Raw genomic sequence first — 15805 nt, 5'->3', positions numbered from 1 at the left:
AGGCAGTAATCACATAAAAGAAGCGGGAAAAGGGCGTTCGCGCCTTTTCCCTTTTTAAAAAGAGGAGAGGTGTCAGGAATGAGACAGAGTAAAATGCTAGTTCCCACGTTAAAAGAAAATCCGGCTGAAGCTGACATAGCAAGTCACCAGCTTCTGGTAAGAGCAGGTTACATAAGGCAGCTGGCCTCGGGCATTTATACGCTTTTACCCTTAGGTAAACGCGTGTTGACGAAAATAGAGACTGTCATAAGGCAAGAAATGGATCGCGCAGGGGCCCAGGAAATGCTGCTTTCCGCTTTACAGCCCGCCGAACTTTGGCAGGAAAGCGGGAGATGGTATACGTACGGATCTGAATTGATGAGAATGAAAGATCGTCATGACCGGGAATTTGCCCTTGGTGCAACTCATGAAGAAGCGATGACAAGCATCTTACGTAATGAGGTGGGCACTTACAAAAAACTTCCGATGACTTTGTATCAGATTCAGAATAAATTCAGGGATGAAAAGCGACCAAGATTCGGACTGTTACGCGGTCGTGAATTTTTAATGAAAGATGCCTATTCATTCAATGAGTCCTTTGAGAGCCTGGATCAGAGTTATCAGAACATGTATGATGCCTACTGCCGTATTTTCGAACGGCTTGGATTGAACTACCGGGCAGTAATAGCCGATTCGGGGGCCATGGGCGGAAAAGAGACTCACGAATTTATGGTTCTTTCTGAAGTGGGAGAGGACGTTATAGCCTATTCGGATACTTCCAAATACGCCGCTAACGTAGAAATGGCTCCGGTAACGAATGAGTATGAAAAATCTGCGGAAACTACCGGAGAAATGGAAAAGGTTTCTACACCTGACAGGAAAACGATGCAGGAAGTAGCTGATTATCTCGGTCATGAACTGGAGCGGGGATTGAAGTCCATTATGTTTAAAGTGGATGACGAGTATGTTCTCGTAGTCACCCGGGGGGATCATGAAGTAAATGACGTTAAAGTGAAAAACTTCATGGATGCGAAAGTGGTAGATTTGGCTACGGAAGAAGATACGGTCCGGCTTATGGGAACAGGTTTCGGTTCCCTCGGTCCCGTCGGTGCTCCGAAAGAAGTGAAAGTGGTTGCGGATTATGCAGTGGAACCTCTTGTAAACGTTAGTTGTGGTGCGAATGAAGAAGGGTACCATTATAAAAATGTAACTCCCGGGAAAGATTTCGTGCCGGATGAGTATGCTGATATGCGTTTTGTCGAGGAAGGTGATCCCTCTCCTGACGGGGAAGGGGTAATCAAGTTCGCCCGCGGTATTGAAGTCGGTCATGTGTTCAAGTTGGGCTCCTTTTACGCCGAGAACATGGGCGCCACTTTCCTGGATAACAGCGGAAAGTCCCGGACGATGGTGATGGGTTCCTACGGAATCGGCGTATCCAGAACGCTGGCTGCCATGGTGGAACAATTCCACGACGACAAAGGCATCGTATGGCCGAAACAGGCAGCTCCATACCTGGTTCATATCCTGTCCCTCAATCCTAAAAAAGAAGAACAGCGCGTGCTTGCCGACAATATTTACGCAGATCTTCTTGATGAGGGGATCGAGGTACTGTACGATGATCGTCCGGAAAGAGCCGGAGTAAAATTTGCAGACAGTGACCTTATCGGTATTCCCCTGAGAATTATTGTAGGGAAACGGGCAGGTGAAGAAATCGTGGAAGTGAAAATGAGAAATGAGGAAAGCAAAACGGAAATTGCCCGTTCCTCGCTTATGGATGAAATTAAAAATCTGCTGGCATAAAATGAATACCCCTGCTCATCAGGCAGGGGTATTGTTGCCGTGAGGGAGGAAGAAAATTTGAGCGTCAATAATCAGGAGAAAATGCATTACCTGATCGAACAGCTGCAGCTGCCGGAGGATATACGGAGTTATTTCAGGGATAGTGAACTGGTGAAACTTTCTGTCTACAGAAAAGAAAAGCGCTGGCATTTCCACTTTCACTTTCCGACCCCGTTGCCTGCGACAGTATATGATTTATTCACTTCAACTCTTCAATCGACGTTCAGTTCACTGGCTCATGTAAGCTGGGAAACACAGGTGGAAGCCTCTTTCGATGAGGAGACCATCCTTGACTACTGGAAATTATTCACGAATAAAATGACGAAGCTTTCTCCTGCTTATAAAGACTATGTATGCGAACAAAAACCGGAAATCAACGGTAACAGAATTATGTTAACATGCAGAAATGAAGCAGAAGGGGAAGCGATGAAGAAGAAACTTCAGGAAGCGTTTCAGGAGTACTGTAAAGAGGCAGGCCTCCCTTCGTGTCAGATCAGCGTTCGTCTCGAAGAGCAGGGAGAAGCGGTAACGAAATTTAAAGAAGAGCGAAAGCAGGAAGATCAGCTGCTCGTCCAGAAAGCTGTTAAAGAAAAAGAGGAGAAAGAGAAAGTCAAAGAGTCGGAGGGTCCCAAAGGTCCGGTGGAAATCGGTTATAAAATACAGGAAGAGGCCGTACCGATGTCTTCCATTGAAGAAGAGGAGCGCCGTATTGTGCTTCAGGGATATATTTTTGACGCTGAAGTAAAAGAATTGCGGTCTGGCCGTCATCTTCTTCTTCTGAAAGTGACAGATTACACCGATTCATTTTCTGTGAAAATGTTTTCCCGCGGAGACGACCAGGCTGTAATCTTCAAACAGGTGAAAGCCGGAATGTGGGTGAAAATGCGCGGGGGGATCCAGACTGACAACTTTACAAACGAACTTACTATGATGGCGAACGACATCATTCAGATCAAAGTGAAGGAACGTGAAGATACAGCCCCTGAAGGAGAAAAAAGGGTGGAACTGCACGCTCACACGACGATGAGTCAAATGGACGCCCCTGTTTCTCCTTCCGCACTCATTAAGCAGGCGGCAGACTGGGGTCATGAAGCGGTTGCCATTACGGATCACGCCGTAGTCCAGGCTTTTCCTGAAGCGCACGCTGCCGGGGAGAAGAACGATATCCAGGTCATTTATGGGCTGGAAGCGAATCTCGTTAATGACGGGATCCCCATTGCTTATGAGCCCAGGGACCGTCCGTTGAAGGATTCGGTATATGTGGTGTTCGACGTGGAAACTACGGGGCTTTCAGCCGTTTACGATAAAATCATTGAACTTGCTGCTGTGAAAATCGAGGAAGGCGAGATTGTGGATCGGTTCGAATCATTCGCCAACCCGCATCAGCCATTGTCGGAGACCACTGTGGAACTGACCGGGATTACCGACGATATGGTAAACGATGCTCCTGAAATTGAAAAAGTACTTAATGATTTCAAAGAGTGGGCCGGAGAAGATATTCTCGTTGCTCACAATGCAAGTTTCGATATGGGATTTTTGAATACGGGATACGAATCGGTGGGGATCAGTAAATCTCAGAACCCGGTCATCGACACGCTCGAGCTGGCCAGATTCCTGCTCCCGGATCTTAAGAACCATCGGCTGAATACGTTGTGCAAAAAGTTTGATATTGAACTCACCCAGCATCACCGGGCTATTTATGATGCGGAAGCAACAGGATACCTGTTGTGGAAGCTGGTTAAAAAGACGATGGACGAAAAAGAAATATATAACCACAAAAATTTAAACGACTATATGGGGGAAGGGAAAGCTTATCAGCGTTCGAGACCGAGCCACTGCATCATACTTGCTAAAAATGATACCGGACTGAAGAATCTTTACCGTCTCATATCGGAATCGCATATCGATTATTTTTACAGAGTCCCCCGCATCCCCCGTTCCCGGCTTACTATGCACCGGGAAGGCCTTATTGTAGGTTCCGGATGCGACAAAGGCGAACTTTTTGAAACGATGATGCAGAAATCCGAAGAGGAGGCCGAGAAGGTGGCTGAATTTTATGATTACATAGAAATTCAGCCGGTGGGTAATTACGCCCATCTCATAGAAAAAGATATTCTTCAGACGGAAGCTCAGGTGTACGACATTCTGAAAAAGCTTACCGCCCTCGGTGAAAAACTGAATAAACCCGTAGCGGCTACCGGAAATACCCATTATATTAATGAGCGCGATAAAATTTACAGACAGGTTCTCATCTCTTCCCAAAGCGGGAACCCACTGAGCAGGCAGACGCTTCCTGAGGTGCATTTCAGAACGACGAATGAAATGCTTGAAGAATTTTCTTTTCTGGGTGAAGAGAAAGCGAAAGAAGTTGTCGTTACCAATACGAACAAAATAGCGGGGCTCATGGAAGAAGTCCACCCTGTGAAAGAAGATTTGTACACACCTAATATTGAAGGGGCAGATCAGGAAATCCGGGATATGTCCTACAATAAGGCTCGAAGTATTTACGGAGATGAGCTGCCCGAACTTGTCGTAAACCGACTGGAAAGGGAACTCGAAAGTATTATCGGAAACGGATTTGCCGTAATTTACCTTATCTCTCAAAAGCTGGTGACTAAATCACTCAGCGACGGTTACCTCGTAGGGTCGAGGGGGTCTGTCGGTTCGTCATTCGTGGCTACCATGACAGATATTACGGAGGTCAATCCGCTCCCTCCCCATTACGTCTGTCCGTCCTGCAGACACCATGAATTCTTCTCGGACGGCAGTGTCGGCAGTGGTTTTGACCTTGAGGACAAAGCCTGTCCCGAATGCGGAACTCCATACGTCAAAGACGGTCAGGACATACCTTTCGAAACGTTCCTCGGTTTTAAAGGCGATAAAGTTCCCGACATTGATCTGAACTTTTCCGGGGAGTATCAGCCGAGAGCTCACGATTACACGAAAGAACTGTTCGGGGAGGAGAAAGTATACCGGGCCGGTACTATCGGCACGGTAGCTGAAAAAACGGCTTACGGATTTGTGAAGGGGTACGCGTCGGATCATCAGTTGCAGTATAAAAATGCCGAAGTCGACAGACTCGTTCAGGGATGTACAGGTGTGAAGAGAACTACCGGACAGCACCCCGGAGGTATAATAGTGGTTCCTGATGACAAGGATATTTATGATTTTTCACCAATCCAGTTCCCGGCGGATGATACCGATTCTAATTGGCGTACCACTCATTTCGACTTTCACTCTATTCACGATAACCTGTTGAAACTCGATATCCTCGGTCACGATGATCCGACCGTTATACGTATGCTTCAGGATCTATCAGGCATCGACCCGAACGATATACCGGTGGATGATGAAGAAGTGATGAAAATTTTCAGCGGTCCTGATGTTTTAGGTGTCACTTCCGAGCAGATCAACTGTAAAACGGGGACTCTTGGCGTGCCGGAGTTCGGAACGAAATTCGTACGTCAGATGCTTGAAGATACAAAACCGAAAACATTTGCGGAACTTGTTATCATCTCAGGACTTTCCCATGGCACTGATGTTTGGCTCGGGAACGCTGAACAGCTGATCAGCGACGGCATATGCACACTTCCGGAAGTGATCGGCTGCCGTGATGATATAATGGTCTATCTTATGCACAAAGGTCTTGAACCGGGTCTTGCGTTCAAGATTATGGAGTTCGTACGTAAGGGTCGGGGTCTTGAAGATGAATGGATCCAGGAAATGAAGAAGCACGGCGTGCCGGACTGGTATATCGAGTCCTGTAAGAAGATCAAGTACATGTTCCCGAAAGCACACGCTGCTGCCTACGTATTGATGGCAGTTCGTATCGCATACTTCAAAGTGCATTATCCCGTTTATTTCTACGCTGCTTATTTCACAGTGAGAGCGAGTGATTTTGAACTGGATACAATGGTTAAAGGTTCCGGAGCTATCCGGAGCCGTATAGAAGACATTCAGCAGAAAGGGCTGGATGCGACTCCTAAAGAAAAGAACCTTATGACAGTTCTCGAAATTTCACTTGAGATGTGTGAACGTGGTTACAACTTCGGGAGTGTGGATCTCTACCGCTCCACCGCTTCGGAATTCATCGTCGACGGGAACACCCTCGTTCCTCCGTTTAATGCGGTCGACGGTCTTGGAACAAACGCGGCGATCAATATTGTGAAAGCCAGAGAAGACGGTGAATTTTTATCGAAACAGGATTTGAGGGAAAGGAGCCGTATCTCCAAAACGGTACTTGAGTATTTGGACGATCATGGATGCTTATCAGACATGCCTGATGAGAACCAGCTCTCTCTGTTCTAGGCAAGTTGCGTACCGGAGCCAATTATGATATATTAATTATGGTTGGAAACGTGATAGCAAGCAGGGAAAAGAGTGGGGATACGCCCACTCTTTTGTTTCTATTTTTTATGAGCTTCTCCCTGCTTATTGCTGCCGCTATGATAATGATCATAGCGGTTTCTCATGAGAAAAAGAAAATATAGCGTAAGGAGGTCGTGTGGTTGAGTCAGGACGTAATTAAAGTAACAGAACAATTAGTCATGCCGATCTTACAGGATCTTAATGCAGAATTAGTCGATGTAGTATTTGAAAAAGAAGGAAAGAACTGGTTTCTACGCGTTTTTATTGATAAAGAAAATGGTATTGATATTGAAGAATGCGGGATCGTCTCCGAGAAGTTGAGTGAAAAACTTGATGAAGAAGACCCTGTTGATTCCCCTTACTTCCTCGATGTTTCTTCTCCTGGTGCAGAAAGACCGCTTAAGAAGAAAGAGGATTTCGAGAAGTATGTCGGAGAATACGTCTACATGAAGCTTTATGAGCCCGTAGAAGGGGAAAAAGAATTTGAAGGAACACTCAGAAGTTTCCATGATGAAGTTGCTGAGATTGAAATAAGAATAAAAACGAGAAGAAAGACGCTGGAAGTGCCGTTTAATAAGATAGCCAAAGCACGACTGGCAGTTACGTTTAATTAATAAAGGGGTGGATTCAGGTGAGTCAGCAATTGTTTGATGCCATGAATTATTTGGAAAAAGAAAAAGGCATCGATAAGGATTTTCTGCTCGAGGCGTTGGAAGCTGCTTTGATTTCAGCATATAAAAAGAATTTTAATGCCGCTACAAACGTTCGCGTAAGTATAAATGAAGAAGAAGGCGCTATGAAAGTTTTTGCTCAAAAAACAGTAGTGGATGAAGTGGAAGATAACCAGCAGGAAATTTCCACTGAAGAAGCAAAGGAAATCAACCCTAACTATGAAGCCGAAGATGTTGTGGAAGTGGAAGTGACTCCCGCAGATTTCGGAAGAATAGCCGCTCAGGCTGCCAAACAGGTAGTGACCCAGCGAGTCAGGGAAGCGGAACGCGGAATTATTTACGGAGAGTATGTCGATCGCGAAGAAGATATTATGAACGGTATTATCCAAAGGAAAGACAACCGGTTCGTCTACGTAAATCTCGGTAAAGTGGAAGCCCGGCTTCCCGAGGGAGAACAGATGCCGAAAGAAACGTACAACGTCCATGAACGTCTTAAAGTTTATGTTACAAAAGTGGAAAACAATAATAAGGGTCCACACGTTTATGTTTCGAGAACGCATCCGAATTTACTGAAGCGTCTCTTTGAAATGGAAGTGCCGGAAATATACGACGGGACAGTAGAAGTGACGTCTGTGGCACGTGAAGCCGGAGACCGCTCTAAAATTTCCGTATATGCGGAAGATCCGGAAATCGATCCGGTCGGCTCCTGTGTCGGTCAGGGCGGTCAGCGCGTACAGACTATAGTGGATGAGCTTAAAGGCGAAAAAATAGACATTGTACAGTGGTCGGAAGATCCGGTTGTATATGTCACTAATGCACTCAGTCCTTCCAAAGTACGTAAAGTCATCGTCAATGAAGAGGAACAGGCAACGACGGTGATCGTGCCGGATTATCAGCTCTCGCTTGCTATAGGTAAAAGAGGTCAGAACGCCAGACTGGCGGCTAAATTAACCGGGTGGAAGATTGACATTAAAAGTGAATCGGAAGCTCTCGAAAACGGCCTTCTTGATGATGACAGCGACCTGGAGGAAGAGGCGGCGGATAATCCTGATCCTTTGGAAGAGTGATAAGGAGAAAGGGGAATATTCATGCCTAAACAAAAAAAGAAGACACCTTTACGAAAGTGTGTAGTAACCCAGGAAATGAAGCCGAAACAGCAGTTGATTCGCGTAGTTCGCAATAAAGAGGGAGAGGTCTTTGTAGACCCGACCGGTAAAAAGAATGGCAGAGGTGCCTACATTTCTAAAGATCTGTCTGTAATCAATACCGCAGAAGAACAGGGAATGCTCGCAAGGCATTTGAACACGGGCATCGATTCCGAGGTGTTCGAACAGTTAAGAACACAAGTGACCGAAATTGAGTAAAGGTACCTATCTGGATTTTCTCGGACTGGCAATGAGAGCCGGTAAAATAACGGTGGGGGAAGAATCCATCGTAAAAGACATCCAGTCGAAACGTGCGAAACTAGTATTAGTTGCCGCAGATACCGGGAAACAGACAAAGAAAAAGCTGAATGACAAATGCAGCTATTATCAAATCCCGATTTTCGAAGTGGACGATCGTCAGACGATCTCGCAGGCAATAGGGAAATCGGGACGAGTTGCGATCGCAGTTACGGAGAAAGGTTTCGCCAAAAAAATGCAGTCGTTACTCGAGGAAATTAATCGGGGGTGAAAGTATGAGTAAAATGAGAATTTACGAATACGCCAAAAAGAACAATGTAGAAAATAAAAAAGTGATCGAAACACTTAATGAAATGGGGATGGACGTTACGAACCACATGGTTGCCATAACGGAAGAAACGCAGCAGCAACTGGATAAAACGTTCAACCCTTCTTCCGGTCAGGAAGAAAAGCCTGCTGAGAATAAACAGAAAAGCACAGAGAAAAAGCCTAAGAAAAAGAAAAGCAATAATAAAAAAGCGAAAAATAAGCAGGAAGCTCACAAACAGCAGGAGAGAAAACCAAAAAGTAAAAACGAGACCCCTTCAAAAGTATTTTACGAAGGCACACTTACGGTGAGCGAACTTGCGGAGAAGCTGAACAAGGATTCTTCCGAAATATTGAAGAAACTTCTCCTTATGGGAGTTATGGCCAATAAGAACCAGACTCTCGACAGCGATACGATTGAACTGATCGGTGACGAGTTCGGTGTGGAGGTCGAAGAAAAAGAAGCGGTGGACGAAACCGATATCGAAAACCTCACCTTCGAAGATAACCCGGAAGACCTTGAAGAACGTCCTGCCGTTGTAACCATAATGGGTCACGTTGATCACGGGAAGACTACTCTCCTTGATTCGATCCGTAATACGAAGGTCACTGCAGGAGAAGCAGGGGGAATTACGCAGCATATCGGAGCGTACCAGATCGAAGAAAACGATAAAAAAGTTACATTTCTAGATACGCCTGGACACGCGGCATTTACAAGTATGCGTTCCCGTGGTGCGCAGGTAACGGACATAGCGATTCTTGTCGTTGCAGCTGATGACGGCGTAATGCCGCAGACGAGAGAAGCAATTTCACATGCTAAAGCAGCTGAAGTACCGATCATCGTTGCCGTTAACAAAATGGATGTGGAAGGTGCGAATCCTGATCGTATCATGCAGGAACTAATGCAGTTCGAACTGGTTGCCGAGGATTACGGCGGGGACACGATTTTTGTGAAGATGTCCGCTCTTGCAGGAGAAGGAATTGATGAGCTTCTGGAAATGATTACATTAGTTTCCGAAATGGAAGAACTTAAAGCCAATCCCGCGCGGCCTGCGTTCGGAACGGTCATCGAAGCCGAACTTGATAAAGGGAGAGGACCTGTCGCAACACTTCTTGTACAGAATGGAACTCTCAACGTCGGAGATTCCGTAGTTGTAGGTAACACTTACGGCCGCGTGCGTGCCATGGTCAACGATATCGGCCGCCGGGTGAAAGAAGCTGCTCCTTCTACACCAGTGGAAGTGACGGGACTTAATGACGTACCTCATGCAGGAGATCGTTTCCTCGTCTTTGAAGATGAAAAGAGAGCCAAGTCTATCGGTGAGGCACGTAAACAGCAAAAAATTGAAGAAGAAAGACGATCAACCCAGAAAGTCAGTCTCGACGATCTTTTTGAACAGATCCAGCAAGGTGAGTTGAAAGAGATCAATCTTATCCTTAAAGCCGATGTTCAGGGATCGGTCGAAGCTCTGGCCGGTTCTCTTGAAAAGATTGAAGTTGAGGATGTGAAAGTTAACATCATCCATACCGGAGTAGGAGCCATCACAGAGTCTGATGTTTCCCTCGCTGCCGCCTCCAGCGGAGTTATTATCGGATTCAACGTTCGACCGGACGGTAACGCAAGGAAGGCTGCCGAAGGCGAAAACGTTGAAATCAGACTCCATAATGTAATTTACAAAGCTATTGAAGAAATTGAGGCCGCTATGAAGGGAATGCTCGATCCTGAATTCGAAGAAAAAATAATCGGTCAGGTGGAAGTCCGCGAAATCTTTAAAGTTTCAAAAATCGGTACCATCGCAGGTTCTTATGTTACGGACGGTAAAATCAACCGGAACGCTGGCGTACGCGTCATCCGTGACGGTGTCGTAATCTTCGAAGGTGAAATTGACCAGCTGAAACGGTACAAAGATGATGCTAAAGAAGTAGTGCAGGGTTATGAATGTGGTATAACCGTCAAAAACTTCAACGATATAAAAGTCGGAGATATCATTGAACCATTCGTCATGGAAGAAGTAGAACGAACGTGATTGTAAGTGCAGAGATTGATGGAATGATACACGGTGCCCAATCGCTCAAAGAAAAAAGAGCGGTTCTGCGCCGTGTGCAATCCAGGATTCAAAACGAATTTAACGTCTCTGTGAGCGAAATCGATCACCAGAATCTCTGGCAACGGACCAAAATTGGAGTTGTCACCATCTCGTACGATTATAAAAAAGCGGAACAGACCATTCAGAAAGTGTTACACTTTATTGATTCTTTTCCGGGATTTGAACGAATGGATACCTTTCTGGAACGTCTTTAGGAAAGCGGGTGAAGAAAGATGAGTGAAATGAGAGCGAATCGTGTAGCAGAGCAGATCAAAAAAGAACTCGGGGACATTATCAGTAAAAAGATAAAAGACCCGCGTATAGGTTTTGTGACTGTGACAGATGCGGAAGTAACCGGAGACCTGCAGCAGGCAACTGTATACATTACCGTGCTCGGTGGTGAACCTGAACTTCAGGATACGCTTGCAGGACTGGGCAAAGCCAGAGGGTTCATACGCTCTGAAATTGGAAAGAGAATCCGTTTGAGGAAAACACCGGAAATTACTTTCGAAATTGACGAAGCAGTAGAACGCGGAAACCGCATCGAGTCCCTGTTGAACAATCTGAACGACACGAATAACACGTAACCCCGGGTTCTCAAAAACCGGGGTTACATTTATAATTGGAGGGGAACAGGAATATGGATGGTATTTTTCCATTATGGAAACCCAAAGGGTTAACTTCCCATGACTGTGTAGTGAAGGTAAGAAAAGTAGCCGGAACGAAAAAAATCGGTCACACCGGTACGCTGGACCCTGAAGTCGAAGGGGTATTACCGCTGTGTATCGGCAAAGCGACTAAGCTCGTTCCTTTTCTTACTGATACAGAAAAAACTTACGAGGCAGTTATTTCTCTCGGCACGGCTACGGAGACAGAAGATGCCTGGGGAGAAGTGATCGACACGGCTGAAGTACCCGATATTTCCGATCACTATATACAGAAGGTTCTGAAGGATTTTCAGGGAGACATTACGCAGGTGCCCCCCATGTATTCGGCGGTTAAAATAAATGGCAGGCGATTGTACGAATATGCGAGGGAAGGTATGGAAGTGGAAAGACCTGAACGGCAGGTGACGATTCACGAACTGCATTGGATGGAGAGAGTGAGCAGGGAATCGTTCAGAGTGAAAGTGGTCTGCTCCAAGGGAACTTACATAAGAACGCTTTGCGTGGATATAGGAAAAGCTCTCGGGCTGCCTGCACACATGAAGGAATTAACGAGGACCGGTACCGGGGATTTTACCGAAATCGACTGTGTAAGACTCGAAGATCTGGACAGAGATAAACTGAACAATGGGCTGCTTCCGATGAAGAAAGCCGTCCCTCATTTGCCTGAGTGGGAGGTCACGGAAGAAGAGGCATCTCTTATCCGAAATGGTCAGAGATTTGATCGCCCGGCCAACTGGAGTGCAGGAGAAATTCACGTCGCTGTTCATAAGGGAGAGCTGCTTGCTCTGTATCATGACCACCCTGATAAACCGGGCCTGATAAAGCCGATCCGCGTACTTAAACAGTAATAAATGAAGCAGGTGAGAAAGTATGAAAGTGTTTCGATTGGATAACCGTACCAGTAGTGTGAAAGAACAGGTGGAGACCAGCGTAACAGCTGTCGGTTTTTTCGATGGTGTGCATACAGGTCACCGTAAAGTAATGATGAAAGCGAAAGGAATAGCAGAGAAAGAAGGCAGGAAGTGGGGAGTGATGACTTTCGATCCTCACCCTTCAGTAGTATTGAAGGGAGTGGAAAATGCCCAATACTTAACCCCTTTGCCGGTGAAAGAAAAGCTAATAGAAGAATTGGGAGCCGATTACCTGTTCATTGTACCATTTACGAAGGAACTGGCATCTTTGAGTCCGCAAACGTTTGTGGATGAGTATTTTGCAGGACTATGTATCGCTCATGTAGTAGCAGGATTCGATTTTTCATTCGGGCATAAAGGAAAAGGTAATATGAAAATCATCGATCAGCTGGCTGATGGCCGATTTATATCTTCCACCGTCGAGGAATTCCAGGAAGATAGCGAAAAGGTCAGTTCCACCCGGATAAGAAAACTGCTGGACGAAGGAGAGGTGATTGCGGCCAATGAACTTCTCGGTCGCAGCTACGTAATATACGCAAAGCCGGCCGGGGCAGGGGAACTGGAGATACCCCTCTATTATCATCATCCCGAAGACGGAGAATATGAAGCAGAGGTTGATGGTGAGAGAGGGAAGGTAATGGTGAAAGGAAGCAGAATTGAATGGAAAGACGGACGTAACAAGAGCAATGGGGATGTGCCTGTCCGTTTTCTTAAAGAATTGCGAAAATGACCCAAAAGGTTGCATTTTTTCTTTCAGTTTTGTATGATTTAAATTGAACCTTCGCTAGGCGCTTCGACTCACCGACGATCGCTTGGGGCAAGGGAATGAATTAATTTTAGGAGGTGGAGCTGTAATGGCTTTAACTAAGGAACGTAAAAACGAAATTATCGAACAGTACAAGACTCACGAAAATGATACAGGGTCTTCGGAAGTTCAAATCGCAGTTTTAACAGAGCAAATCACTACACTGAACAACCATTTGCGTTATCATAAACATGATCATCATTCCCGTCGCGGACTGTTGAAAATGGTCGGTAGACGTCGTAATCTGTTGAGCTATCTACGTAATAATGATATTAAACGTTACCGTGAGTTGATCCAAAGTCTTGGTCTGCGTCGCTAACGTACAGGTAAAAGCGGGAGGGATCCCGCTTTTTCTGTATGTTTACATATTTATAAGTATAAGTTTAGTGACACTGATCGGTATTGCAAATTAGAGAGGAGTACAATCTTCTATGACAGATAATAAACAAGTGTTTTCTATTGATATCGGCGGTCAGAAGCTGTCGGTGGAAATAGGTGAAATGGCAAAGCAGGCGAATGGAGCAGCGATGATCAGCTATGGTGATACATCGGTTCTTTCCACAGCGACCGGTTCCAAAGAGCCGAAAGACCTTCCGTTTTTCCCGTTGACTATTAACTATGAAGAACGTCTATATGCCGTAGGGAAAATACCGGGCGGTTTCATTAAGCGCGAAGGGCGTCCGAGCGACAAAGCGGTTTTGACTGCTCGTTTGATTGATCGCCCGATCAGACCGCTGTTCCCGGACGGATTCCGGAACGATATCCAGGTTATCAACACTGTGATGAGTGTAGATCAGGACTGTTCCTCCGAAATCGCAGCGATGATAGGTTCTTCTATTGCACTCAGTGTCTCCGATCTCCCGTTCGCGGGACCGATCGCCGGGGTTATCGTCGGACGGGTGGACGGAAAATTCGTCATCAACCCGACCGTCGAACAGCAGAAAGCGAGTGACATCGATTTAACAGTGGCCGGAACGAAAGACGCTGTCAACATGGTAGAGGCAGGAGCACTTGAAGTTCCGGAAGCGGATATGCTTGAAGCGATAATGTTCGGGCATGAAGAGATTAAACGCCTGGTGGAATTTCAGGAAGAGATCATTAAAGCTGCCGGAAAAGAAAAAATGGAAGTGCAACTTCTTTCAAATGATGAACAGCTTCAACAGAAGACGGAAAGGGAAGCTACGGCTTCCATAGTCGAAGCTATCCAGATTAATGATAAAAAAGCGCGGGAAGAAGCGATCGATAAGGCTAAGAACGACTACCTGGATAAAGTCGCCGAAGAGGAATTGGAAGAAGAAGAGATTAGTCAGATCAAGTCCATCCTTGACGATATTGTAAAAGCCGAGGTACGCAGGCTGATTACAAAAGAGAAAATAAGACCTGACGGCAGAAGTCCGCGTGAAATCCGACCTCTTACCTCAAGAGTGGATGTGCTGCCACGTACACACGGGTCGGGGATGTTCACCCGTGGTCAGACCCAGGCGCTCAGCGTATGTACACTTGGGGCACTGGGTGAAGTCCAGATTCTGGATGGCCTGGACCTGGAAGAATCAAAACGCTTCATGCACCATTACAATTTTCCGAACTTCTCCGTCGGTGAAACAGGACCGATACGCGGTCCGGGCCGTCGTGAAATCGGCCACGGAGCTTTGGGGGAAAGAGCGCTTGAAGTGGTCATTCCATCCGAAGAGGAATTTCCGTACACTATACGGCTCGTTTCCGAAGTGCTTGAATCCAACGGTTCCACTTCCCAGGCCAGTATATGTGCCAGTACTCTTGCAATGATGGATGCCGGTGTGCCGATCAAAGCACCCGTAGCCGGTATCGCCATGGGCCTTGTGAAATCAGGGGACGATTATACGATTCTGACAGATATTCAGGGAATGGAAGACTTTCTCGGAGATATGGATTTTAAAGTAGCCGGTACCGAAAAGGGTGTCACTGCCCTGCAGATGGACATTAAGATTGAAGGTCTTTCAAGAGATATTTTGAAAGAGGCGCTGGAACAGGCGAAAAAAGGAAGAATGGACATACTCGGTCACATGCTTGAAGTAATGCCTTCCACACGCAGTGAACTGTCCTCCTACGCTCCTAAAATTATGAAAATGTCGATCAACCCTGATAAAATTCGTGATGTCATTGGTCCGAGCGGTAAACAGATCAATAAAATCATCGAAGAAACAGGAGTGAAAATCGATATTGAGCAGGATGGAACTGTTTTCATTTCCTCTCAAAACAGTGAAATGAATGAAAACGCCAAAAAAGTGATCGAAGATATCGTTCGTGACGTAGAAGTGGGAGAAGTATATGATGGTACAGTGAAACGGGTGGAGAAATTCGGAGCCTTCGTGGAACTGTTCAAAGGCAAAGAAGGCCTCGTACACATCTCCGAGCTGGCGGAAGAACACATTAAAAAAACTGAAGACGTAGCCAATGTAGGGGATACGCTGACAGTAAAAGTGAAAGAGATCGACAGACAGGGACGGATAAACCTTTCCAGAAAAGCGATCCTTGTGGAACAGAAAGAAAAAGAGCAGAGTGAAGAAGGACAGCAGACGGAGTAAAGAAAAGCGAACTGGATAATTCCAGTTCCTTTTTTTAATTAAAAATCTATAGCACAATCGGGCTTTTTCCCATGTTTTCGAAGCAGTTCAGAACTTTCGGGAGGAAATCGGAGAATATGCCTCCAGGATATACTTAGTTCTCCATTGAGAAGGTTAGTTACCGAATCGGCTCATCTATTGTATTAGCATTCCGGCGAAGTATTA

13 protein-coding genes are annotated in these 15805 nt (G+C 45.9%); all 13 read left to right on the top strand.

Going from position 1 to position 15805, the window contains the following annotated elements; all coding sequences use genetic code 11:
- Window positions 1-78: 78 nt before the first annotated feature.
- Window positions 79-1779, top strand: a complete 1701-nt coding sequence (locus tag AAV35_RS06995; RefSeq protein WP_008587835.1) for a proline--tRNA ligase — start codon at window positions 79-81, stop codon at window positions 1777-1779.
- A gap of 57 nt (window positions 1780-1836) precedes the next feature.
- Entirely contained in the window at window positions 1837-6126 is a 4290-nt protein-coding gene (locus AAV35_RS06990) for a PolC-type DNA polymerase III (RefSeq protein ID WP_040609105.1), read from the top strand.
- 200 nt (window positions 6127-6326) lie between these two features.
- Window positions 6327-6800, top strand: a complete 474-nt coding sequence (rimP, locus tag AAV35_RS06985; RefSeq protein WP_008587831.1) for a ribosome maturation factor RimP — start codon at window positions 6327-6329, stop codon at window positions 6798-6800.
- A gap of 17 nt (window positions 6801-6817) precedes the next feature.
- Window positions 6818-7924 carry a transcription termination factor NusA gene (nusA, locus tag AAV35_RS06980; protein WP_040609073.1) on the top strand — a complete coding sequence of 369 codons (1107 nt, stop codon included), beginning with the start codon at window positions 6818-6820 and terminating at the stop codon, window positions 7922-7924.
- Between the two features lie 21 nt (window positions 7925-7945).
- Window positions 7946-8221, top strand: coding sequence for an RNase P modulator RnpM (rnpM, locus tag AAV35_RS06975; RefSeq protein WP_008587827.1), 276 nt, complete (start codon window positions 7946-7948; stop codon window positions 8219-8221).
- A complete protein-coding gene (locus AAV35_RS06970) occupies window positions 8214-8531 on the top strand; it encodes a YlxQ family RNA-binding protein (RefSeq protein ID WP_008587825.1) in 318 nt (105 codons plus the stop codon). The genes rnpM and AAV35_RS06970 overlap by 8 nt, the downstream gene beginning before the upstream one ends.
- 4 nt (window positions 8532-8535) lie before the next feature.
- Entirely contained in the window at window positions 8536-10593 is a 2058-nt protein-coding gene (infB, locus tag AAV35_RS06965) for a translation initiation factor IF-2 (protein ID WP_008587823.1), read from the top strand.
- Window positions 10590-10868, top strand: a complete 279-nt coding sequence (locus AAV35_RS06960) for a DUF503 domain-containing protein (RefSeq protein WP_008587821.1) — start codon at window positions 10590-10592, stop codon at window positions 10866-10868. The genes infB and AAV35_RS06960 overlap by 4 nt, the downstream gene beginning before the upstream one ends.
- An 18-nt stretch (window positions 10869-10886) precedes the next feature.
- Window positions 10887-11240, top strand: coding sequence for a 30S ribosome-binding factor RbfA (gene rbfA, locus AAV35_RS06955; RefSeq protein ID WP_008587819.1), 354 nt, complete (start codon window positions 10887-10889; stop codon window positions 11238-11240).
- 53 nt (window positions 11241-11293) lie between these two features.
- A complete protein-coding gene (gene truB, locus AAV35_RS06950; RefSeq protein WP_008587817.1) occupies window positions 11294-12169 on the top strand; it encodes a tRNA pseudouridine(55) synthase TruB in 876 nt (291 codons plus the stop codon).
- A 22-nt stretch (window positions 12170-12191) separates the two neighbouring features.
- Window positions 12192-12962, top strand: a complete 771-nt coding sequence (locus tag AAV35_RS06945; RefSeq protein ID WP_008587815.1) for an FAD synthetase family protein — start codon at window positions 12192-12194, stop codon at window positions 12960-12962.
- Window positions 12963-13086: 124 nt separating this feature from the next.
- Complete coding sequence (gene rpsO / locus AAV35_RS06940; RefSeq protein ID WP_008587812.1) at window positions 13087-13356, top strand: 30S ribosomal protein S15; 270 nt, start codon at window positions 13087-13089, stop codon at window positions 13354-13356.
- A 112-nt stretch (window positions 13357-13468) separates the two neighbouring features.
- Complete coding sequence (gene pnp, locus AAV35_RS06935; RefSeq protein WP_008587810.1) at window positions 13469-15601, top strand: polyribonucleotide nucleotidyltransferase; 2133 nt, start codon at window positions 13469-13471, stop codon at window positions 15599-15601.
- Window positions 15602-15805 lie beyond the last annotated feature (204 nt).

Origin of the sequence: Salimicrobium jeotgali, from assembly GCF_001685435.2 — a bacterium.
GTDB classification, from domain to species: domain Bacteria; phylum Bacillota; class Bacilli; order Bacillales; family Halobacillaceae; genus Salimicrobium; species Salimicrobium album.
This window is presented reverse-complemented; position numbering and strand designations above follow the sequence as displayed.

What these genes read in the sequence shown, in the direction of transcription:
- AAV35_RS06995 (WP_008587835.1), top strand. Translation starts at nt 79, where the DNA reads ATGAGACAGAGTAAAATGCTAGTTCCCACGTTAAAAGAAAATCCGGCT.
- rnpM (WP_008587827.1), top strand. Translation starts at nt 7,946, where the DNA reads ATGCCTAAACAAAAAAAGAAGACACCTTTACGAAAGTGTGTAGTAACC.
- infB (WP_008587823.1), top strand. Translation starts at nt 8,536, where the DNA reads ATGAGTAAAATGAGAATTTACGAATACGCCAAAAAGAACAATGTAGAA.
- rbfA (WP_008587819.1), top strand. Translation starts at nt 10,887, where the DNA reads ATGAGTGAAATGAGAGCGAATCGTGTAGCAGAGCAGATCAAAAAAGAA.
- truB (WP_008587817.1), top strand. Translation starts at nt 11,294, where the DNA reads ATGGATGGTATTTTTCCATTATGGAAACCCAAAGGGTTAACTTCCCAT.
- AAV35_RS06945 (WP_008587815.1), top strand. Translation starts at nt 12,192, where the DNA reads ATGAAAGTGTTTCGATTGGATAACCGTACCAGTAGTGTGAAAGAACAG.
- rpsO (WP_008587812.1), top strand. Translation starts at nt 13,087, where the DNA reads ATGGCTTTAACTAAGGAACGTAAAAACGAAATTATCGAACAGTACAAG.
- pnp (WP_008587810.1), top strand. Translation starts at nt 13,469, where the DNA reads ATGACAGATAATAAACAAGTGTTTTCTATTGATATCGGCGGTCAGAAG.